The sequence below is a fragment of the Albimonas marina genome, assembly GCF_029223255.1.
GTDB lineage: Bacteria > Pseudomonadota > Alphaproteobacteria > Rhodobacterales > Rhodobacteraceae > Albimonas.
On the sequence record NZ_JARHUC010000001.1, the window covers coordinates 496,411 to 515,270 of the forward strand.

General features: G+C 76.2%; 17 protein-coding genes. 12 read left to right on the forward strand and 5 right to left on the reverse strand.

The window, feature by feature from the left end; translation table 11 throughout:
* Window positions 1-234: 234 nt before the first annotated feature.
* The 3 genes from P2H44_RS02145 (at window position 235) to P2H44_RS02155 (ending at window position 2,583) form a co-directional block, all read left to right on the forward strand.
* Window positions 235-1,026, forward strand: coding sequence for a sterol desaturase family protein (locus tag P2H44_RS02145; RefSeq protein WP_275761767.1), 792 nt, complete (start codon window positions 235-237; stop codon window positions 1,024-1,026).
* The gene (locus P2H44_RS02150) at window positions 1,023-1,751 is read left to right on the forward strand and encodes a ferredoxin (protein WP_275761768.1); all 729 of its coding nucleotides are present in this window, start codon (window positions 1,023-1,025) and stop codon (window positions 1,749-1,751) included. Before P2H44_RS02145 ends, P2H44_RS02150 begins: the two co-directional genes overlap by 4 nt.
* Window positions 1,752-2,064: 313 nt before the next feature.
* Window positions 2,065-2,583 (forward strand): SixA phosphatase family protein, encoded by a 519-nt coding sequence (locus P2H44_RS02155; RefSeq protein WP_275761769.1) that lies wholly within the window; start codon window positions 2,065-2,067, stop codon window positions 2,581-2,583.
* Window positions 2,584-2,736: 153 nt separating this feature from the next.
* On the opposite strand, the gene P2H44_RS02160 is transcribed toward P2H44_RS02155, so the two are convergent.
* Window positions 2,737-3,267 (reverse strand): MarR family winged helix-turn-helix transcriptional regulator, encoded by a 531-nt coding sequence (locus P2H44_RS02160; RefSeq protein ID WP_275761770.1) that lies wholly within the window; start codon window positions 3,265-3,267, stop codon window positions 2,737-2,739.
* A gap of 331 nt (window positions 3,268-3,598) precedes the next feature.
* On the reverse strand, window positions 3,599-3,790 hold the full coding sequence (locus tag P2H44_RS02165) for a DUF1674 domain-containing protein (RefSeq protein WP_275761771.1): 192 nt from the start codon (window positions 3,788-3,790) through the stop codon (window positions 3,599-3,601).
* Window positions 3,791-3,912: 122 nt separating this feature from the next.
* On the opposite strand from P2H44_RS02165, the gene htpX reads away from it, so the two are divergent.
* The 3 genes from htpX (at window position 3,913) to P2H44_RS02180 (ending at window position 8,106) form a co-directional block, all read left to right on the forward strand.
* Complete coding sequence (gene htpX, locus P2H44_RS02170; protein ID WP_275761772.1) at window positions 3,913-4,926, forward strand: zinc metalloprotease HtpX; 1,014 nt, start codon at window positions 3,913-3,915, stop codon at window positions 4,924-4,926.
* 4 nt (window positions 4,927-4,930) lie between these two features.
* Window positions 4,931-6,361, forward strand: coding sequence for an RsmB/NOP family class I SAM-dependent RNA methyltransferase (locus P2H44_RS02175; protein WP_275761773.1), 1,431 nt, complete (start codon window positions 4,931-4,933; stop codon window positions 6,359-6,361).
* 110 nt (window positions 6,362-6,471) lie between these two features.
* On the forward strand, window positions 6,472-8,106 hold the full coding sequence (locus P2H44_RS02180; protein WP_275761774.1) for a heparinase II/III family protein: 1,635 nt from the start codon (window positions 6,472-6,474) through the stop codon (window positions 8,104-8,106).
* A gap of 36 nt (window positions 8,107-8,142) precedes the next feature.
* Here the strand turns inward: P2H44_RS02180 and P2H44_RS02185 are convergent, their stop codons facing one another.
* On the reverse strand, window positions 8,143-9,060 hold the full coding sequence (locus tag P2H44_RS02185; RefSeq protein WP_275761775.1) for a LysR substrate-binding domain-containing protein: 918 nt from the start codon (window positions 9,058-9,060) through the stop codon (window positions 8,143-8,145).
* A gap of 104 nt (window positions 9,061-9,164) precedes the next feature.
* Between P2H44_RS02185 and P2H44_RS02190 the strand changes: the two genes are divergently transcribed.
* Window positions 9,165-10,190, forward strand: a complete 1,026-nt coding sequence (locus P2H44_RS02190; RefSeq protein ID WP_275761776.1) for a YeiH family protein — start codon at window positions 9,165-9,167, stop codon at window positions 10,188-10,190.
* Between the two features lie 120 nt (window positions 10,191-10,310).
* A complete protein-coding gene (gene purH / locus P2H44_RS02195; protein ID WP_275761777.1) occupies window positions 10,311-11,897 on the forward strand; it encodes a bifunctional phosphoribosylaminoimidazolecarboxamide formyltransferase/IMP cyclohydrolase in 1,587 nt (528 codons plus the stop codon).
* A 190-nt stretch (window positions 11,898-12,087) separates the two neighbouring features.
* On the opposite strand, the gene P2H44_RS02200 is transcribed toward purH, so the two are convergent.
* Entirely contained in the window at window positions 12,088-12,693 is a 606-nt protein-coding gene (locus P2H44_RS02200) for a 2-hydroxychromene-2-carboxylate isomerase (protein ID WP_275761778.1), read from the reverse strand.
* Between the two features lie 389 nt (window positions 12,694-13,082).
* On the opposite strand from P2H44_RS02200, the gene P2H44_RS02205 reads away from it, so the two are divergent.
* The 4 genes from P2H44_RS02205 to P2H44_RS02220 all read left to right on the forward strand — a co-directional run bounded on the left by P2H44_RS02205 (window position 13,083) and on the right by P2H44_RS02220 (window position 18,199).
* On the forward strand, window positions 13,083-14,795 hold the full coding sequence (locus tag P2H44_RS02205) for a thiamine pyrophosphate-binding protein (RefSeq protein WP_275761779.1): 1,713 nt from the start codon (window positions 13,083-13,085) through the stop codon (window positions 14,793-14,795).
* A gap of 367 nt (window positions 14,796-15,162) precedes the next feature.
* Window positions 15,163-15,843, forward strand: coding sequence for a CoA pyrophosphatase (locus P2H44_RS02210; RefSeq protein ID WP_275761780.1), 681 nt, complete (start codon window positions 15,163-15,165; stop codon window positions 15,841-15,843).
* Between the two features lie 28 nt (window positions 15,844-15,871).
* Window positions 15,872-17,149: a CCA tRNA nucleotidyltransferase gene (locus P2H44_RS02215; RefSeq protein ID WP_275761781.1), complete on the forward strand. Its 1,278-nt coding sequence runs from the start codon at window positions 15,872-15,874 to the stop codon at window positions 17,147-17,149.
* Between the two features lie 402 nt (window positions 17,150-17,551).
* A complete protein-coding gene (locus P2H44_RS02220) occupies window positions 17,552-18,199 on the forward strand; it encodes a LysE family translocator (RefSeq protein WP_275761782.1) in 648 nt (215 codons plus the stop codon).
* A 16-nt stretch (window positions 18,200-18,215) separates the two neighbouring features.
* Here the strand turns inward: P2H44_RS02220 and P2H44_RS02225 are convergent, their stop codons facing one another.
* A complete protein-coding gene (locus P2H44_RS02225) occupies window positions 18,216-18,836 on the reverse strand; it encodes a hypothetical protein (RefSeq protein WP_275761783.1) in 621 nt (206 codons plus the stop codon).
* Between the last annotated feature and the right edge of the window lie 24 nt (window positions 18,837-18,860).

An 18,860-nucleotide genomic window follows, 5' to 3' on the forward strand; every position in this document is an offset into this window, starting at 1 on the left:
GCGTCGTGCTCTCCGCCTCTCCGCCTCTCCGCCTCTCCGCCTCTCCGCCTCTCCGCCTCTCCGCCTCTCCGCCTCTCCGCCTCTCCGCCTCTCCGCCTCTCCGCCTCTCCGCCTCTCCGCCTCTCCGCCTCTCCGCCGGGCGCCCTCCTCCCCCTCGGCCCTCCACCCCTCACGCTCCCGCCAGCCCCGCGCGGCGGCGATTGACGCGCGCGCCCGGCGCGGCGATGCAGGGGCATGAGCTTCGAGGTCCTCGTCCGTCTCGGCCTGTTCCTGGGCATCTTCCTCGTCATGGCGGGGTGGGAGGCCTTCGCGGCCGCGCGCCCGGGGGCGCTGCCGAAAGCCCGGCGCTGGGTCACCAACTGGGCGGTGGCGATCCTCGACATGCTGGTGATCCGGCTGCTGTTCCCCGCGGCGGCGGTGGGGGCGGCGGTGGACGCCTCGGCGCAGGGCTGGGGGCTGTTCAACGGGCTTGGGGCGCCGGGGTGGCTGGCGGGGGCGGTCTGCCTCGTGGTCCTCGACCTCGCCATCTGGGGGCAGCACGTGGCCTTCCACCGCGTCCCCCTGCTGTGGCGCCTGCACAAGGTCCACCACGCCGACCGCGACGTCGACGTCACCACCGCGCTGCGCTTCCACCCGCTGGAGGCGACGCTGTCGATGCTGCTGAAGGTGGCGCTGGTCTACGCGCTGGGGGCGCCGGCCTGGTCGGTGCTGGTCTTCGAGGTCCTGCTGAACGGCTGCGCGATGTTCAACCACGCCAACGTCGCCCTGCCCGCGGCGTGGGAGCGGCGGCTGCGCCGGGTGCTGGTGACGCCGGAGATGCACCGCATCCACCACTCGGTGATCCGCGAGGAGCACGACACCAACTTCGGCTTCTCGGTCAGCTGGTGGGACCGGCTCTCGGGCCTCTATTCCGCCGAGCCGCGGGGCGGGGAGGCGGGGCTGACGCTGGGGCTTTCCGAGCATCAGGACGCCGCCCCCGCCCGGCTGGGATGGAGCCTCGCGCTGCCCTTCCGGCGCACGCCGTGACCCCGCCGCGCTGGGAGGCGATCGCGAGCGCCGCAGCCGGGGAGGGCCTGCGCGCGGCCCCCTTCGCCCTGGCCGGGGACGAGGGCGCGCCCGGCGCCCCGCGGGCCCGCTTCGGCGCGCTGCTGGCGGCGGACGCCGAGGCCTGGGCGCGGTTCCGCGCCGCGCCCGAGGCGCAGGACGGGGGCCCCGATCCGCTCGACCGCTGGTCGGCGCGGGTGGCGGGGGCGCTGGCCGCGCGCTTCGGCGCCCGCGCCGTGCTGCCCAGCGACGGGCCGCCCTACGCGCCCTTCCCGGCCTGGGCGCTGCGGGCGGAGCCGGTCTGGCCCTCCCGCCTCGGGCCGCTGCTGCATGCGTGCCGGGGGCTCTGGGTCTCCTGGCGGGCGGCGCTGCTGTTCGAGGCGGTGGAGGGCGCGCCCCCGCCGCCCGCGCGCGGGCCGAACCCCTGCGGGGCCTGCCCGGCCCCCTGCCTGCGCGCCTGCCCGGTCGACGCCTTCGCCGAGACGCCGCAGGGCCCCCGCTACGACGTGCCCGCCTGCGCCGCGCATCTCGAGACGCCGCAGGGCGCGCCCTGCCGGGAAGGGGGCTGCCTCGCCCGCCACGCCTGCCCGGTGGGGCGGGCGGCGGCCCATCCGCCGGAGCGGGCGGCCTTCCACATGGCCGCCTTCCTGCGCGCCCGACGGGCGGAGCGTGCGGCGGTGGAGAGCGGCGCAGGGCCGGGGGGCTGAACCGCACGGCGGAGGGCGCGAGGCCCCGCGGCGGCGGCGCCCGCGCCCGGATCGCGCCCGTGCCGGGACCTGATGCCGGGACCTGACGCCGGGATCTGCGTTCGGGTCGTGCCGCGGGAACCTGCCGCCGGGACCTGGGTTCAGGGCCTGCATTCAGAGACCGCGCGGCCGGGGCTGCGGCGCGGCGCCCGTCGGCTCGCATCGGCGGTGGACAGCGCCGGCGCCGGGCGCCAGAAACGCGCCCGCGCCGCGCCGCGCCGCGCCGCGGCGCGCTCTCGTCCCGCGCCGTCCGCTCCGCCGAGAAGGATGACCGATGCCCCGCCTGGTGCTGTTCCGCCACGCCAAGTCCGCCTGGGACGACCCCGACCTGCCGGACCTCGACCGGCCGCTGGCCCGTCGCGGGCGGCTGGCCGCGACGCTGATGGGCGGCTTCCTGGCCGAGGAGGGGCTGCGCCCCGATCTCGTGCTGCTGTCCCCCGCCCTGCGCACGCGCGAGACCTGGCGGCGCGCCTGCGCCGCGGCGGGGTTCGAGCCGCCGGCCCGCAGCCGCATCGTGCCCGACCTCTACATGGCCGACCCCGACACCGCGCTGGGCGTGCTGCAGGAGGAAGGGGGCGAGGCCGAGGTGGTGCTGATGCTGGGCCACGAGCCCGGAACCAGCGCCCTCCTGCGCCGCCTGCACGGCGGCCGCCCGCCCGAGGGGCTGGCCCGCGCCTTCGAGAAGTTCCCCACCGGCGCGGTGGCGGTGATCGACCTGCCCCGCCCCTGGGCCGAGACCTTCTGGGGCCAGGGTGTCTTCGCCCGCTTCGCCACGCCCAAGGACCTGGTCTGACGCGGGCCGCGTGTCCGGCCCCCCGCCGCCCCTGAACGAAAAAGGCGCGCGACAGGTGCCTGTCGCGCGCCCCGGCCATCCGTCGGCCCGCCCCCCGGCGGCCTTCGGCGGCGTCTCATGCGCCGGACGGATCCGGCGGTCGTCGTCCCGCGGTCACTCCGCCGCGTAGAGCGGCGCGGCGCGGCGGCGGTTCAGGAGCCGGAAGCGCTCCGGGCGAAAGGGGGCGGACTCCTCGGCGGCCTCCTCTCGGTCGCGGGTGAGGGACTCCGCGCGGGCGCAAAGCTTCTCGATCGCGCTCTCCAGCGCGGCGTGCTCCTCGGGCGTCAGCGCCGCGAGCAGGTAGGCCTCCCGGTCGCGCACCTGACGCTCGATCTCGCGCAGGGCGGCGGCGCCTTCCTCGGTCAGGCGCAGGATCTTGATGCGGCGGTCGGTGCGGTCCTCGGTCCGGCGGATCAGGTTGCGGTCCTCCAGCGCCGAGGCGGCGCGGGAGATGGCGACCTTGTCGAGGCCGGTCTGTTCGGCGATGGCGCGCGTCGGCTGCGCCTCGGCCTCGCCGGTCGCCGCGAGCACGCGCCACTCGTCCCGACTGAGCCCGTGGGCGTCGGCGTAGACCTGGCTGATGGCGGCGGAGGTCCGCGCGGCGAGCCGCGCGATCCGGAACGGCAGAAAGGCCTGGAGGAGCATGGGTCGCGTCCCTCTTGTTCGGTTCTCGTGAAGGACCATAGGCGCCCGCCGACGGTTTCGCCTTGACCTGGGTCAAACGTTTTTCCGTGGTCAGCTTATCGTTTCAGAGGAAATTGACGCCAATTTCGAGACAAAAGCCGGCCGCGTGAATGCAGGCTGCATCACGCGGCGACGCAGGGTCCGGCGGCGATACGCGGGTAGCGCGGAAAGATGCCGTGGGGGCGATTCGCGACGCGCGGCGTGGGGAACGGGGCGACTCGCCCTCCGGGGCTCTCCGCCCGCGTCCGGCGCGGGCGACGGCGCGGGGGGCAGGGGCCAAGAAGTCGGGGGCTCAGAAGTCGGAGACGATGCCCTTCTTCTCCCAGTCGCCGAAGCGGGTGGGCTCGGGGCCGTCGCGCCCGCCCAGCTCGGGCGGCAGGGGGGGGCGCTCGGCCTCGGCCTTGCGGCGGGCCTCGGCCTCGGCCAGGGCGCGTTCGGCGGCGGCGCGAAGACGCGCCTCTTTCTCGTCGGTCCCGTCCGCCATATATCTTTCCTCCGAGCCGCCCGCGGCCCCGGCGCCGCGTCCCCCCGGACATAGTCCGGCTGGACGCCGGCCGCAAACCCCGGGGGCGGCCCCCGACCTCATCGGAGCGCGGACGCGAAGCCATGAACTACGTCAAGACGGCGATGCTGCTGGCCTTCCTCACCGCCCTGTTCATGGGCGTGGGGTGGATGCTGGGCGGCGCCTCGGGGATGATGATCGCCCTGGTCGTGGCGATCGCCACCAACGTCTTCGCCTACTGGAACTCGGACAAGCTGGCCCTGCGCGCCCACCGCGCGCGGGAGGTGGACGCCGCCTCGGCGCCCGAGCTGCACGCGATGGTGGCGCGGCTGGCCAGGAACGCGGGCCTGCCGATGCCGAAGGTCTGCGTGATCGAGACCGACCAGCCCAACGCCTTCGCCACCGGCCGCAACCCCGAGAACGCGGCGGTGGCCGTGACCACCGGCCTGATGCGCAGCCTGAGCCGGGAGGAGCTGGCCGGCGTGATCGCCCATGAGCTCGCCCATATCCGCAACCGCGACACGCTGATCATGACCATCGCCGGCACGGTGGCGGGCGCGATCTCGATGCTGGCGCAGTTCGGCCTGTTCTTCGGCGGCGGCGCGCGGGACGACCGCAATCCGCTGGGGCTGATCGGGGTGATCGCCGCGGCGCTGTTCGCGCCCTTCGCGGCGATGCTGATCCAGATGACCATCTCGCGCACCCGCGAATACGCGGCCGACCGCGCCGGGGCGCAGATCTGCGGCGATCCGCTGGCGCTGGCCTCGGCCCTGCGCCGGATCGCCGGCGGCGGCCACGCCCGCCCGATGGAGAGCGCCGAGCGCGATCCCGCGACCGCGCACATGTTCATCGTCAACCCGCTGGCGGGCCGGGGCGCGGACAACCTGTTCTCGACCCACCCCGCGACCGAGAACCGGATCGCCGCGCTGGAGGCGCTGGCGCGCGAGATGGGCCGCCCCGCCGCCCATCGCGCCGCCCCCTCCGGCTGGGATCCCCTGCATATGGAGGAGGAGACGGTGGACGCCGGCGCCGAAGATCCCGCCCGCCGCGACGGCCCGGTCCGCGCCGCCCCCACGCGCATCCCGCGCTCGGGCGGCCGCTCCGGCCCCTGGCGTTGACCCGGTGAGCGCCCCGACCCGCCCCCGTCGTTCCGGCGACCGTCCCGCGCCCCGCCGCCCCGGCGGCAAGGGCGGCCCGCGTCCGAAATCCGCCGAGGCCGAGGCGCGCCCGCCCGCCGAGCGCGCCGCGCCCGACACGCGCTCGGCCGCCGAGCGGCCCCATGCCGAACGCGTCGAGGCGCTGCGCCTGCTGTCGGGCGTGCTGCGCGACCGCCGGGCGCTGCCCGACCTGGTGGCCGAGGCGCCGGAGCTGCCGCCCGCGATGCGCGCCCGCGCCCTGCACCGCGCCTCGGAGACGCTGCGCCGGCTGGGGCAGGCCGACGCGGTGCTGGCCCGCTTCCTGCGCCGGACCCCGCCCCCCGCCGCGCAGGACGCCCTGCGCCTCGCGACCGTCGAGCTTCTGCACCTGCACGAGGCCGCCCATGCGGTGGCCGACGGCGCGGTGGCGGCCGTCCGCTCCCGCAAGGGGGGCGAGCGGCTGACCGGCCTCGTCAACGCCGTCGCCCGCCGCGTGGTCGAGGAGGGCGCCCCCCTCTGGGCCGCCCGCGACCCCGAGCGCGACGGCATGCCCGGCTGGATGCGCGGGCGCCTGTCCTCGGCCTGGGGCGCCGCGGCCGTGCGCGGCATCGCCGCCGCCCACCTGCGCACCCCCACCGCCGACCTGACCCCGCGCGATCCCGCCGCCGCCGAGGCGCTGGCCGAGCGGCTGGGCGGCGACCTGCTGCCCACCGGCTCGATCCGCCTGCGCGGCCGGGCGCAGATCAGCGCCCTGCCGGGGTTCGAGGCCGGCGAGTGGTGGGTGCAGGACGCCGCCGCCGCGCTGCCGGCGCGGATGCTCGGCGACGTCGCGGGCCTGCGGGTGCTGGACCTGTGCGCCGCGCCCGGCGGCAAGACGATGCAGCTCGCCGCCGCCGGGGCCGTGGTCACCGCGCTCGACATCTCCGAGCCCCGCCTCGCGCGGCTGCGGGAGAACCTTTCCCGCATGGGCCTGACGGCCGAGACCATCGCCGCCGACGCGCTGGAGTGGACGCCCGACGCGCCCTTCGACGCGATCCTGCTGGATGCGCCCTGTTCGGCCACGGGCACCGGGCGCCGGCATCCAGACATGCCCCACCTGCGCGACGGCGACCTCGACGTCGGCGCGCTGAGCGCCCTGCAGGACCGGCTCCTGGACCGCGCCTGGGGCTGGCTCGCGCCCGGGGGGCGGATGGTCTTCGCCACCTGCTCGCTGCTGCCCGAGGAAGGGGAGCTTCGCGCCGCCGCCTTCCTGGCCCGCACCCCCTCCGCCCGCGTGCTGCCGGCGGACCCGCAGGCGCTGGGCGTGCCGGCCGAATGGGTCTCGGCCGAGGGGTTCCTGCGCACGCGACCGGATTTCTGGCCACAGTCCGGGGGTTTGGACGGGTTTTTCGCCGCAGGTTTCCTCAACGAGTCGTGACACGCCGTTCCGCGCGGGCCATGTTGCGCCGCGTCAGGGGCAGGGACCGCGCGGGCAGGGCTCGTCGCGGTCTTCGTGCTGTTCAAGCGTGAAGGGCGACGATAGACGACGTGAGCGGACTGCTGGATAGCCTCGGTTTCGGACCGCGCGCCCCGCGGGAGCTGGCCTTCAGGGCCGAGCCCCTGTGGATCGGCGACGCCGCCGCCGCCCGTCGTCTGATGGCGGGAACCTTCCGCTTCGCCGGCCAGGAGGTGCAGGCCAAGGCCCTGGGGCCCTGGCGCATCTCGCCGCCGTCCCGCGCCTTCGCCGACGCGCTGCACGGGTTCTCGTGGCTCGACGATCTCGCCGCGCTGGGCACGCGGGAGGCGCGGCGCATCGCGCAGTCCTGGGTGTTCGGCTGGATCGCCCAGCATGGCGAGGGCCAGGGCGGCGAGGCCGCCGGCTGGTCGCCCGAGGTCGCGGGCCAGCGCGCGATGCACTGGCTGGAGCGGGCGGAATTCGTGCTCGACGGCGCCTCGGACGATCTCACCCGCCGGTTCCTGAAATCGCTCGCGGTGCATGCGAAGCGCCTGCGCAAGGGCCTCGACCAGGCGCCCGAGGGGCTGGCGCGGCTGCGCGCCGCCACCGGGCTGCTGCACGCGGTGCTGGCGACCGACGCCTCCGACGCGGGGCGCGCCGCGGCCGCCCGCCGGCTGGGCGCCGCCGCGGGGCTGGCGGTGGACGCGGACGGGGGCCTCGCCTCCCGCAACCCCGAGCGGCTGTGCGAGGCGCTGATCCTGCTCGCGGTCTGCGCGCGCCGCCTGCGCGAGGCGGGGATCGAGCCGGAGCGCGCCCATTCCGACGCGGTGTTCCGCGCCCAGTCCGCCCTGCGGGCGCTGCGCATGCGCGACGGCGGCCTGCCGCGGTTCCATGGCGGCGGGCCGGGGGCGCCGGGGCGGCTCGATCACGCGCTGTCGCTCGCCCATCCGCGCAAGGCCCCGCCGCCGCGGGACCGCGCCATGGGCTTCGTGCGCCTCGCCGCGGGCCGGGTGACGGTGGCGATCGACGCCGCCGCCCCCCCGCCGGGGCGGCACGCCCACGCCTCGACGCTCGCCTTCGAGATGGCGGTCGGCGGGGGGCGGCTGGTGGTCAACTGCGGCCCGGCCGAGCAGGCCGAGGGCGACTGGGCCGCCGCCTGCCGCGCCACCGCCGCCCAGTCGGCGCTGTCGATCGAGGGGGTCTCCTCCTCGCGCATCTCCTCCTCCGCCCGCGGGCCGGGGCCGCATCCCTTCGTCGAGGGGCCGAAGTCGGTCGAGGCGGAGACGACGCAGGACCTCGACGGCGCCTGGTTCCTGGGCGTGCACGACGGCTATGCCGCGAGCCACGGCCTCTCCCACCGCCGGCGGCTGTTCCTGTCGCCCGACGGGCGCGACTTCCGCGGCGAGGACCTGCTGGAGCCGCCCGATCCCAAGGCGGCCGCGCGCCTCGCCAAGGTGCTGCGCAACCACGGCGCCGCGGGCCTGCCCTTCGCGCTGCATTTCCACCTGCACCCGGACGTGGAGGCGGAGCTGGACGGCGAGGTGGTGATCCTGACCCTGCCCGAGTCGCGCTGGCGCTTCGTGGTCACGGGGGCCGCCCCGGTGCTGCGCGACAGCGTGTTCTTCGAGGCCGGAGAGCCCGAGCCCCGCGCCGCCCGCCAGATCGCCGTCCCCGCCCGCGCCACCGGCGAGGCCGCCCGCGTCGCCTGGGGGTTCCAGCGCCTCTGACGCCCGCGGGCCGGGCCCGGGCCACGCCGGCCGGCGTCAGGCTTCGGGGCCGTCGTCCTCGCCCCGCATCTCCTCGATCACCGCCAGCATCGCCTCGACCGCCCGGGTGCGTCGGCGGCGGGGGTCGGAGATCACGGCGAAAGGGCGATGGGGCGGCGGGGCCCAGTCCACCCGCCGCATGACCAGGCCCTGGGCCTCGGGCGCCGGCCCCGCCGCGCGGCGCGAGAGCATCGCGACCGAGCCCCCCGCCGCCACCGCCGCCGCGACCGCCTCGTTCGAGGGCAGCGTCAGCGAGCGGGTCAGGTCCGCGATCCGCAGCCCCATCGTCGCCAGGTGCGCCTCGAACTCCGAGCGGGTGCCCGAGCCGTCCTCCCGCAGGATCCAGGTCCAGGCGCGGTAGTCGTCGGGACCCGGGCGGGGGAGGCGCAGGCCGGGGTGGCCCAGCGGCATCGCCAGCGCCAGCTCGTCGCGCGCCACCACCTGCCGGCGCAGGTCGGAGGCGGGCAGGGCGCCCTCGACGAAGCCCAGGTCGGCGGCGCCCTCGGCCACCGCGCGGGCGGCCTCGGCGGTGTTGCCCACCGTCAGCTCGATCTCCACGCCCGGGTGACGCTCATGCAGGGCGACGAGCCGCGGGGGCAGCCAGCGGCCGGCGACGGTCTGGCTGGCGCGCAGGCGCAGGCGGCCCCGGGCGAGGCGGGAGAAGTCCTCGAGCAAGAGCTCCGCCGCCTCGGCCTGGGCGAGCGTGGCGCGGGCGGCGTCGACGAAGGCGCGCCCCTCCTCGGTCAGCGCGATGCCGCGCCCGACCCGGTCGAAGAGGCGCACGCGGTGCCGGCTTTCCAGCGCGGCGACGGCGGCGGAGACGGCGGATTGCGTGAGGCTCAGCGCCTGCGCCGCCCGGGTCATGTGCCCGCGCTCGGCCACCGCGAGGAAGATGCGAAGCTGCTCGAGGGTCATGGCATATCATCGAGGAAATCGATCGGTTCGCCAAGTTCAATCGGTTGGACTGGGCGGAGGCGGCGCCCGACATTGGGGGCGACGCTCCCGACCGAGGCCATGTCATGTTCCGCGCCCCGACCCGCTCCGTCCCGTCCCGCCCCTCCCATTGCTGGCTCGGCCTGCTGCCGGGGCTGGGGCTGGCGGCGCTGCTGGCGGCGGCGGCGACGGCGGCGCAGGGCCTGAGCGGGATCGCGGCGCTGAGCCCGATGGCGCTGGCCATGGCCGCCGGGATCGCGATCCGCAACGGGATCGGGCTGCCCGAGGGCGCCTCCCCCGGCCTCGCCTTCGCGATGCGCCCGGTGCTGCGGGCGGGGATCGTGCTGCTGGGCTTCCGCCTGACGCTGGGCGACCTCGCCGCGCTGGGCGTCCCGGCCCTGGGGGCGGTGGCGGCGACGCTGGCGGCGACGTTCCTGTTCACCAAGGCCGCCGGGCGGGCGCTGGGGGTCGAGCCGCGGCTGGCGGAGCTGATCGCGGCGGGCACCTCGGTCTGCGGCGCCTCGGCGATCCTCGCGGTCAACGCCGTGACCCGCGCGCGGGACGAGGACGTGGCCTACGCCATCGCCTGCGTGACGGTGTTCGGCACCGCCGCGATGCTGCTGACGCCCCTGCTGGCGGGGCCGCTCGGTTTCGCGGGGGCCGAATTCGGCCTGTGGGTCGGGGCCACGGTGCACGAGGTCGCCCAGGCCGTCGGCGCCGCCTTCGCGGGGGGCGAGGCGGCGGGTCAAGCCGGCACGGTCGCCAAGCTCGCCCGCGTGATGATGCTGGCGCCGCTGGTGCTGGCGCTGGGGGCGCTCGCCGCCCGGCGGGGGGACCGCGCGGGCGGGGCGCGCGCGCCGATGCCCTGGTTCGTGCTGGGCTTCGTGGCGGCGGCGGGGGTGAACTCCGCGGTCGCGATACCGCCGGGCCTCTCGGCCGCCGTCGGGCAGGGGGCGGGCTTCCTGCTGACGCTGGCGCTTGCAGCGATGGGGCTCGAGACGCGGCTGGGCCGGCTGCGCGCCATGGGCCTGCGGCCGCTGGCGCTGGGGGCGGCGGCCTGGGTCTTCATCCTCGCGCTCGGCGGGGCGCTGGTCGCGCTGGTCGGGGCCTAGGCCCGCGCGACCTCGCGTTCGCTGGCCTTGGCGCGGGGACTTCGCTAAGACCGCGCCGCCTGACGCAGCGCCCAGCCGTCCTGCGCCGTCCCTGCCGCCCGCATCCGCCGGAGCCCCGCCATGACCGACGCCCGCCTTCCCGTCCGCCGCGCCCTGCTGTCCGTCTCGGACAAGTCCGGGCTGGTCGATCTCGCCAGCGCCCTGCACGCGGCGGGGACCGAGCTGGTCTCCACCGGCGGCACCGCGAAGGCGATCCGCGACGCGGGCCTGCCGGTGCGCGACGTGAGCGAGCTGACCGGCTTCCCCGAGATGATGGACGGCCGGGTGAAGACCCTGCATCCCAAGGTTCACGGCGGCCTTCTGGCCCTGCGCGACGACGCGGGCCACGTGGCCTCGATGGACGCGCACGGGATCCTGCCGATCGACCTGCTGGTGGTGAACCTCTACCCGTTCGAGGCGACCGTCGCCGCCGGCGCCGGGCCCGAGGACTGCATCGAGAACATCGACATCGGCGGCCCCGCGATGATCCGCGCCGCCGCCAAGAACCACGCCTTCGTGGCCGTGGTGACGGACCCCGAGGATTACGCCCCCGTGCTGGAGGCGATCGCCGAGGGCGGCACCACCCAGGCCCTGCGCACGCGCCTCGCCGCCACGGCCTATGCGCGCACCGGCGCCTACGACGCCGCCGTCTCGACCTGGATGGCCGCCCATGCCGGCGAGACCGCGCCGCGCCGCCGCGCCTTCGCGGGCACGCTGGCCCAGACGCTCCGCTACGGCGAGAACCCGCACCAGACGGCCGCCTTCTACACCACCGGCTCGAACCGCCCGGGCGTGGCGACGGCGAAGCAGCTCCAGGGCAAGGAGCTGAGCTGGAACAACATCAACGACACCGACGCGGCCTTCGAGTGCGTGGCCGAGTTCGACCCCGCCGACGGCCCCGCCTGCGTGATCGTCAAGCACGCGAACCCCTGCGGCGTGGCCCAGGGCGCGAGCCCGGTCGAGGCCTGGGCCCGGGCGCTGGCCTGCGACTCCACCTCCGCCTTCGGCGGCATCGTCGCCCTGAACATGGAGCTCGACGCCGAGACCGCGGCCGAGATCGCCAAGATCTTCACCGAGGTCGTCATCGCCCCCTCGGTCACCCCCGAGGCCGAGGCGATCTTCGCCGCCAAGAAGAACCTGCGCCTGCTGACCACCGGCGGCCTGCCCGACGTGGCCGAGCCGACGCTGAGCTTCCGGCAGGTGGCGGGCGGCTTCCTGGTGCAGGACCGCGACGCGGGCAAGCTGGACCCCTCGGCCCTGACGGTCGCCACCAGGCGCAAGCCCACGCCCTCGGAGATGGCGGACCTGCTGTTCGCCTGGAAGGTCGCCAAGCACGTGAAGTCGAACGCCATCGTCTACGCCCGCGACGGGGCGACGGTGGGCGTGGGCGCGGGGCAGATGAGCCGGGTGGACTCCGCCGGCATCGCCGCGCGCAAGGCCGAGGAGATGGCCCGCGTGATGGGCCTGCCCGAGAGCCCGGCCAAGGGCTCGGTCGTCGCCTCCGACGCGTTCTTCCCCTTCGCCGACGGCCTGCTGGCCGCGGCCTCGGCCGGGGCGACGGCGGTGATCCAGCCCGGCGGCTCGATGCGCGACGCCGAGGTGATCGCCGCGGCCGACGAGGCGGGCCTGGCGATGGTCTTCACCGGCATGCGCCACTTCCGCCACTGAGCGCGACGGCGGGGGCGTTCGCGCGCCCCCGGCCACAGGGCGCGCCCCGGGCCCGACCCGGGGCCTATCCCCTGCCGGGCGGACGCGGCGGCCCGGCCCGCAAGAGGCGCCGGGTCGAGCCCGGGGCGGCTGCGGGGCGGACGTTTGCGAAGACGGGGTCGAGCGGCGGCGCCTCCGGCCCCCTCTCCGCTCAGGCGCGCTCCACCGCCCAGTCCAGCGCATCCTCCAGCCGGTCGTTGCCCCAGAACAGCTCCCCGTCAGGGGTGGTGAAGCTGGGGGCACCGAAGACGCCGGCGGCCTGGGCGGCCTCGGTCGCGGCGCGCAGGGCGGCCTTGGTCTCGGGGTCCGCGGCGCGGGCGAGCGTCTCCTCGGCCGGCAGGCCGCAGGCCGCGAGCGCGGCCGAGACGACCTGCGGGTCCGAGATCGTCTCGCCGCGGGCGAATTCCGCCAGGAACACCTCCCGCGCGAAGCCCGGGCGCGCCTCGGGCGGCAGCGCGGTGGCGACGCGGGCGGCCAGCAGGCTGTTCTGCGGGAACGGCTCGGGGCGCACGACCGGGGGCAGGCCCAGCTTCGCGGCCTGGCGCTCCATGTCGCGCCACATGTTCGCGCCCTTCACCGGAAGCTGGTTGAAGGGCGAGGTGGTCCACCCCTGGGCCGCGAAGATCGGGCCCAGCAGGATCGGCGTCCACGCCAGCGCCACGCCGCGGGCCTCGGCCAGCGCCTCGGCCCGCTGCACGGCGAGATGGGTGTAGGTCGAGGCGAACTCGAACCAGAAGGTCAGGACAGGTCGGGTCATCGGCCGATGATGGCGCCTCGGCGCACCCTGCGCGAGGGCCATCTCCGGCTTGCCCACGCCACGCGACGCGTCGAACGGCGGAACCTGGGGAGATTCCGCCGCCGAAGTCAGGCACGCGAACACGCAAGGCCGAACGCCTGGAACGCGGGCTTAAGCGAGCCCCGAACGCATGCACATCGCCGGATGACGCAACGCTGGTTTCCGGCCTTCAACGCCAATGCGGGCACTTGATCCGATTCGGCGTGACGCTCACGTGACACGACGTCAGGGGGCTGGACCGTCTCTCAGGCCGCCTCCCGGACCGCCTGCGGGGCCGCGTCGTCGGCGGCGTTTGCCGGGCGTCCGCGGGCGCGTTAAGCAGGGCGCGCCATACCTCCCGGAGAGCCTTCATGACCGACGCCGCCGCCCCCGCCGCCCCCGACCTGCCGCCGCTGCGCCACGGGGGCAAGATCCTGGCCGACCAGCTGGCGATCCTGGGCGCGGACACCGTGTTCTGCGTGCCGGGCGAGAGCTTCCTGGGCCTGCTGGACGGCCTGCACGACCACGCCAACGCGATCCGCACCGTGTCCTGCCGGCACGAGGGCGGGGCGACCAACATGGCCGAGGCCCACGCCAAGCTGACCGGCAAGCCCGGCATCGCCGCCGTCACCCGCGGCCCCGGCGCCACCAACGGCTGCAACGGGCTGCACACCGGCTTCCAGGACTCGACCCCGATGATCCTGTTCGTCGGCCAGGTCAGCCGCGAGCACTTCGGCCGCGAGGCGTTCCAGGAGATCGACTACCGCCAGATGTTCGGCCCCATGGCCAAGTGGGTCGCCCAGATCGAGAGCGCGGACCGCATCCCCGAGTTCATCGGCCGCGCCTGGGCCGTCGCCATGTCCGGCCGCCCCGGCCCCGTGGTGCTGGCCCTGCCCGAGGAGACGCTGTCGGAGGAGGCGCGCGTCCATGACCTGAAGCCCTGGACCCCGCCCTCCGCCGCCCCCTCCGCCGCCGAGATCGCGAAGGCCGGCGAGATGCTCGCCGCCGCGAAGGCCCCGCTGATGGTCATCGGCGGCCCCGGCTGGAACCAGGCGACGGCGGACGCCGCGGCGGCTTTCGCCGAGAAGCAGGGCCTGCCGGTGGTCACCGCCTTCCGCCGCCAGGACTACATGGACAACGCCCATCCCAACTTCTGCGGCACGCTCGGCATCGGCGCGAACCCCGCCCTGCTGAAGTGGATCCGGGAGGAGTGCGACCTGGTCCTGAACCTCGGCTCGCGCCTGGGCGAGATCGCCTCCCAGGGCTACGAGCTGTTCTCGATCCCGGTCCTGAAGCAGAAACTGATCCAGGTTCACCCGGGGCCGGAGGAGCTTGGCGCCGTCTACAGCCCCGACCTGAGCTTCGCCTGCCGCTCCGCCGCCTTCCTCGAGGCCGCCGCCGCCCTTCCGGCGCGGGGCGCGCAGACCCCGGGCGTGGCGACGCTGCGCCAGGCGTTCGAGGCGTTCTCGGTCCCCCCCGCCAGCCCCTTCGACCTCGACATGGGGGCGGTGATGGCGGAGCTGAACCGGACCCTGCCCGAGGATGCGATCATCTCCAACGGCGCGGGCAACTACACGATCTGGCTGCACAAGTTCCGCAGCCTGCGCAAGCACGGCACCCAGCTCGCGCCCACCTCAGGCTCGATGGGCTACGGGGTGCCGGCGGCGGTGTCGGCGGCGATCACCCAGCCGGGCAAGACCGTGATCGCGATGGGCGGCGACGGCTGCTTCCTGATGACCGCGCAGGAGCTGGCGACGGCCAAGCAGTACGGCGCGAAGCTGATCTCGCTGGTCGTGAACAACGGCATGTTCGGCACCATCCGCATGCACCAGGAGCGTCGCCACCCCGGCCGCACCATCGCCACGGACCTGGTGAACCCGGACTTCGTGATGCTGGCCAAGGCCTACGGCGGCGAGGGCGAGCAGGTGACCCGCACCGAGCAGTTCGCCCCCGCGCTCGCCCGCGCCATGGCGAGCCCGGTCCCCTACCTGATCGAGCTGGTGGTGGACCCCGAGGCGCTGACCCCGGTGCAGACCCTCTCCCAGGCCCGCGCTCAGGGCGAGAAGGACCAGGCCGGGGCCTGAGGCCGGCGAGACGAAGGCCGGGGGCACGGACCTGAGGGCGCAGGCCGGCAGGCCGCGCGCCCGGCCCCGCATCCCCGGCGCGCCTCCCGCCCGCCCTCCCCGGCGCGCCGGGAATGCGGGGCCTCCTTCGGCGGGCCGCGGCGCAGTCCGTCCGCCGTGGAACAGGCGTTGGGAAGCGGGCGCGAGCCTCCTTCCCGGCGCGTCGGCGACGGGGCGCGCCGGTCGTTCGTCCGGGCCCGCGGGCCGGCGGCGTCCCTGCGGGGGCGCCGCGGCGGGGCCATGACGGCGGCCCCGGGGCGGCCTCGGGGCGGGGGCGGGGACGCATGCGCTCTTGCCTCGGCCCGCGTTTCGCCCCAATTCCATACGCATGCCCTCCGATGCCTCCCCCGTCTCCGGATCCCGGCCTGCCGCGCCGATCTCTCCCGACCTGGTGCGGGAGGCGGTCCTGCGCGGGCGGCGGGGCGCGAGCTCGGACTTCGATCTCAACCCCCACGTCCTGCGCCCCGACGCGCCGGCCGCGCCGCTGCGCCAGGCGGGCGTGCTCTGCGCGCTGGTCGATCGCGGCGACGGCGCGGGGCTGCGGGTGATCCTGACCCGGCGCGCCGACCACCTGCGCAAGCACGCGGGCCAGGTGGCCTTCCCCGGCGGCGGGCTGGAGGCGGGCGACGACTCGCTCCTCCACGCCGCCCTGCGGGAGGCGGACGAGGAGATCGGGCTCAACCCCGACCACGTCGACGTGGTGGGCGAGATCGACGGGCACGAGACCGTCACCGGCTTCGCCGTGACCCCCTTCGTGGGCTTCGTTCCCGCCAGCTTCGTCGCCCGCCCCGATCCCGGCGAGGTGGCGGAGGTGTTCGAGCCCCCGCTCGACTTTCTGATGAACCCCGCCAACCAGCTGCGCGAGAGCCGCCTGCACCAGGGCGAGCGCCGGTTCTTCTATGCAATGCCGTGGCAGGGGCGCTACATCTGGGGCGCCACGGCCCGCATGCTGGTGGGCCTGTCCGAGCGGATCGCGTCCCTGTCGATCGGCGACGAGACGAGACGGTGACGAGACTGGACGGTGACGGGGCGAGGAGATGACGGGTGACCGCAGCGGCGACTCGCGGGCCGACGGGCCGTCCGGCGTGACCGAGAACGGCGACGGAACCCTGCGCCCGGCGCGCCCGGACGCCGAGGCGGCGCCGCCCCCGCGGGTGGAGGGCGCCTGGCTCGACGACCGCGCGGCGCGCGAGGTGCTGGGCGCGCTCGCCGCCGGCGGCGCCAAGGCGCTGTTCGTGGGCGGCTGCGTGCGCGACGCGCTTATGGGCCGGCCGGTCGGCGACCTCGACATGGCGACCGACGCCCCCCCCGAGGAGGTGCGCCGCCTGCTGACCGAGGCCGGCATCCGCACCGTCCCCACCGGCATCGAGCATGGCACCGTGACCGCGGTGCTCGCGAACCGCGGCTACGAGATCACCTCCTTCCGGCGCGACGTCGAGACCCACGGCCGCCACGCGACGGTCGCCTTCGGCGCCGACCTGACCGAGGACGCGAGCCGGCGCGACTTCACCATGAACGCGCTCTACGCCGACGCCGAGGGGGTGGTGACCGACCCGCTGGGAACGGGGCTCCGGGACATCGGCCTGCGCCGGGTGCGCTTCATCGGCGACCCGGTGGCGCGGATCCGCGAGGACTACCTGCGCATCCTGCGCTTCTTCCGCTTCCACGCGCTCTACGGCGACGCCTGGCGCGGGATCGACGAGGACGGGCTCGCCGCCTGCGCCGCCGAGGCCGACGGCGTCGAGACCCTGGCGAAGGAGCGCATCGGCGCCGAGATGCGCAAGCTGCTGGGGGCCGAGGATCCGGGCCCGGCGCTGTGCGCGATGGCGGCCTGCGGGGTGCTGGGGCGGGTGCTGCCCGGCGCCGACGCCCAGGCGATCGCGCCGCTGGCCGCGATCGAGGCGCGCGCCGCCCCGCTGCCCGACTGGAAGCGCCGGCTGCTGGCGATGGGCGTGGACCCGCAGGAGGCGGTCGACCTCCTGCGCCTGTCGCGCGCCGACCTGCGCGCGCTGGAGGCGACGCGCCGCGCGATGGAAAGCGACGCGCCGGTCGCCCAGCTCGCCTATCGCCACGGGGCGGAGGCGGCCCGCGACGCGGCCCTGCTGCGCGCCGCCGCCACCGGCTGCCCCCCGCCGCGCACGCTGACCCGCGACGTCGCCCGCGGCGCCACGGCGACCTTCCCGGTCCAGGCGCAGGACCTGGTCGCCCGCGGCATGAAGCCGGGCCCGGCGCTGGGCAAGCGGCTGGCCGCGCTCGAGGATCAGTGGGTCCGCTCCGACTTCCGCGCCACCAAGGGCGAGATGCTCGACGCCTGACGCCGCCGGCCTGCGGGCGGCGCGCGTGGCGCCGACGGGGGCCGTCGAGGCCCCCGCCGCCGTCGCCCTCCGGGCGAGCCGACCGGCCCGCCCTGCGCCCCGCCGCCGCCGGGCGCGGCCCCGCCGACGACCTCCATTCCCCGGAACCGTCTTCCGCGGCGCCTGCCGCCGGCGATCTTCGGCCGCCGTCCCGCCCGCTCTCCACCGCCGCGCGCCGCCTCCGTCTTCTCCCCCCGGTCCTCGCGGATGCGCCTCGGCGCTCCGCCGTTTCCGCTGCCGGATCGGCCTCGGGTGATGGGCTCCATCACGAACCGTGGCTTGATCCCGGCGCGTGCGCAGGGGAGGTTGCGGGGAGAACCGGGTCAGCAAGGCTGACGCAACAGGCGGCGGGAGGCGCGGCGCATGGACGGGACCGCAACGGCGATCGGGATCGAGAACTTGGCGGCGCTGGCCGCGCTGGCCTTCGCGGCGAGCTTCACGCCGGGGCCCAACAACGCGCTGCTCTCGGCCTCGGGCGCGCGCTTCGGCCTGCGGGCGACGCTGCCCCACGCGCGCGGCGTGGCGCTGGGCTTTCCGCTGATGGTGTTCTGCGTGGCGCTGGGCCTCGGCCAGGCCTTCCAGCAAAGCGAGATCCTGCGCGAGGTCCTGCGCTGGGGCGGCGCCGCGCTGATGGCCTGGCTCGCCTGGAAGATCGCCTCCGCCCGCCCGGCGCCCGCCCAGGTCTCGGCCGAGCCGGACGGCCGTCGGCCGTGGAGCTTCCTGCAGGCGGCGGCCTTCCAGTGGGTGAACCCCAAGGCCTGGGTGATGGCCGTCGGGATCGCCGCCCCCTTCGTCGAGGGCGCCTCGCCCGTGCGGCACGCGCTGGTCGCGGCCGGGGTCTTCGCGCTGTCGGGGCTGCTCTCGACCCACGCCTGGGCGGCCTTTGGGGCGGTGATGGGCCGCTTCCTGGGCCAGGGCCTGCGGCTGCGCCTGTTCAACCTCGCGATGGCCGGGCTGATCCTGCTGGGCGTCGCGGCCCTCCTGGTCGAGGATCTGTCGGTCCCGGCCTGATGCCCCCGCGCCCCCCTCAGCCCGTCGCCCAGGGCGCGCCCGCGGCGGCGTCGAGCGTGGCGACTCGCGCGACCTCCGCCCGCCACCAGGGCCGTTCGGCCAGGCGCCGGCGGAAGGGCGTGTCGGTGGCCGGGGGGGCGTTGGCGATGTAGCGCACCGCCTCGTCGCGATCCGCCCCCGCCAGGCCCAGCAGCCAGGCCTCCCCGGCCTCGAAGCCGAAGGGGACGCCGGCGTGGTCCTCGAAGTTGGGGTCGAGCTCGGTCCACACGGCGCCCGCCAGCCCCATCGCCGCGGCCCAGTCCCGGACCCCGCCCGCGATCCGCCCCTCCCCCCGGCCCGAGCGCAGGCAGACCCAGCCGATGCGCGCCAGCGGCGCCCGCTCCCGCGCGGCGAGGTCCGCGCGCGCGGCGTCCACGTCGCTCCGGCGCGAGGCGATGGCGTGGCTGGGGCAGGGGGCGCCCTGGCCTGGGTCCACGCAGACCACCAGCCCCATGCGCCGCTTGGGCGACACGCGCGAGAACTCCAGCGGCATCGCCGGCCCCTCGCCCATGCGCCACGGCCCCTCGACCCAGGGCGCCAGGATCTCGAGATCCCAGATCAGCGAGCCGTAGCCGACGATGGCGATGCGTCCCTGCATCCCGTTGCTCCCGCGCATGAAAAG

Coding starts and splice junctions, on each gene's coding strand:
- P2H44_RS02185 (WP_275761775.1), bottom strand. CDS start 9,060: ATGACCCTCGAGCAGCTTCGCATCTTCCTCGCGGTGGCCGAGCGCGGG.
- P2H44_RS02145 (WP_275761767.1), top strand. CDS start 235: ATGAGCTTCGAGGTCCTCGTCCGTCTCGGCCTGTTCCTGGGCATCTTC.
- P2H44_RS02155 (WP_275761769.1), top strand. CDS start 2,065: ATGCCCCGCCTGGTGCTGTTCCGCCACGCCAAGTCCGCCTGGGACGAC.
- P2H44_RS02225 (WP_275761783.1), bottom strand. CDS start 18,836: ATGCAGGGACGCATCGCCATCGTCGGCTACGGCTCGCTGATCTGGGAT.
- P2H44_RS02210 (WP_275761780.1), top strand. CDS start 15,163: ATGCCCTCCGATGCCTCCCCCGTCTCCGGATCCCGGCCTGCCGCGCCG.
- P2H44_RS02215 (WP_275761781.1), top strand. CDS start 15,872: ATGACGGGTGACCGCAGCGGCGACTCGCGGGCCGACGGGCCGTCCGGC.
- P2H44_RS02160 (WP_275761770.1), bottom strand. CDS start 3,267: ATGCTCCTCCAGGCCTTTCTGCCGTTCCGGATCGCGCGGCTCGCCGCG.
- P2H44_RS02165 (WP_275761771.1), bottom strand. CDS start 3,790: ATGGCGGACGGGACCGACGAGAAAGAGGCGCGTCTTCGCGCCGCCGCC.
- purH (WP_275761777.1), top strand. CDS start 10,311: ATGACCGACGCCCGCCTTCCCGTCCGCCGCGCCCTGCTGTCCGTCTCG.
- P2H44_RS02200 (WP_275761778.1), bottom strand. CDS start 12,693: ATGACCCGACCTGTCCTGACCTTCTGGTTCGAGTTCGCCTCGACCTAC.
- P2H44_RS02205 (WP_275761779.1), top strand. CDS start 13,083: ATGACCGACGCCGCCGCCCCCGCCGCCCCCGACCTGCCGCCGCTGCGC.
- P2H44_RS02220 (WP_275761782.1), top strand. CDS start 17,552: ATGGACGGGACCGCAACGGCGATCGGGATCGAGAACTTGGCGGCGCTG.
- P2H44_RS02190 (WP_275761776.1), top strand. CDS start 9,165: ATGTTCCGCGCCCCGACCCGCTCCGTCCCGTCCCGCCCCTCCCATTGC.
- htpX (WP_275761772.1), top strand. CDS start 3,913: ATGAACTACGTCAAGACGGCGATGCTGCTGGCCTTCCTCACCGCCCTG.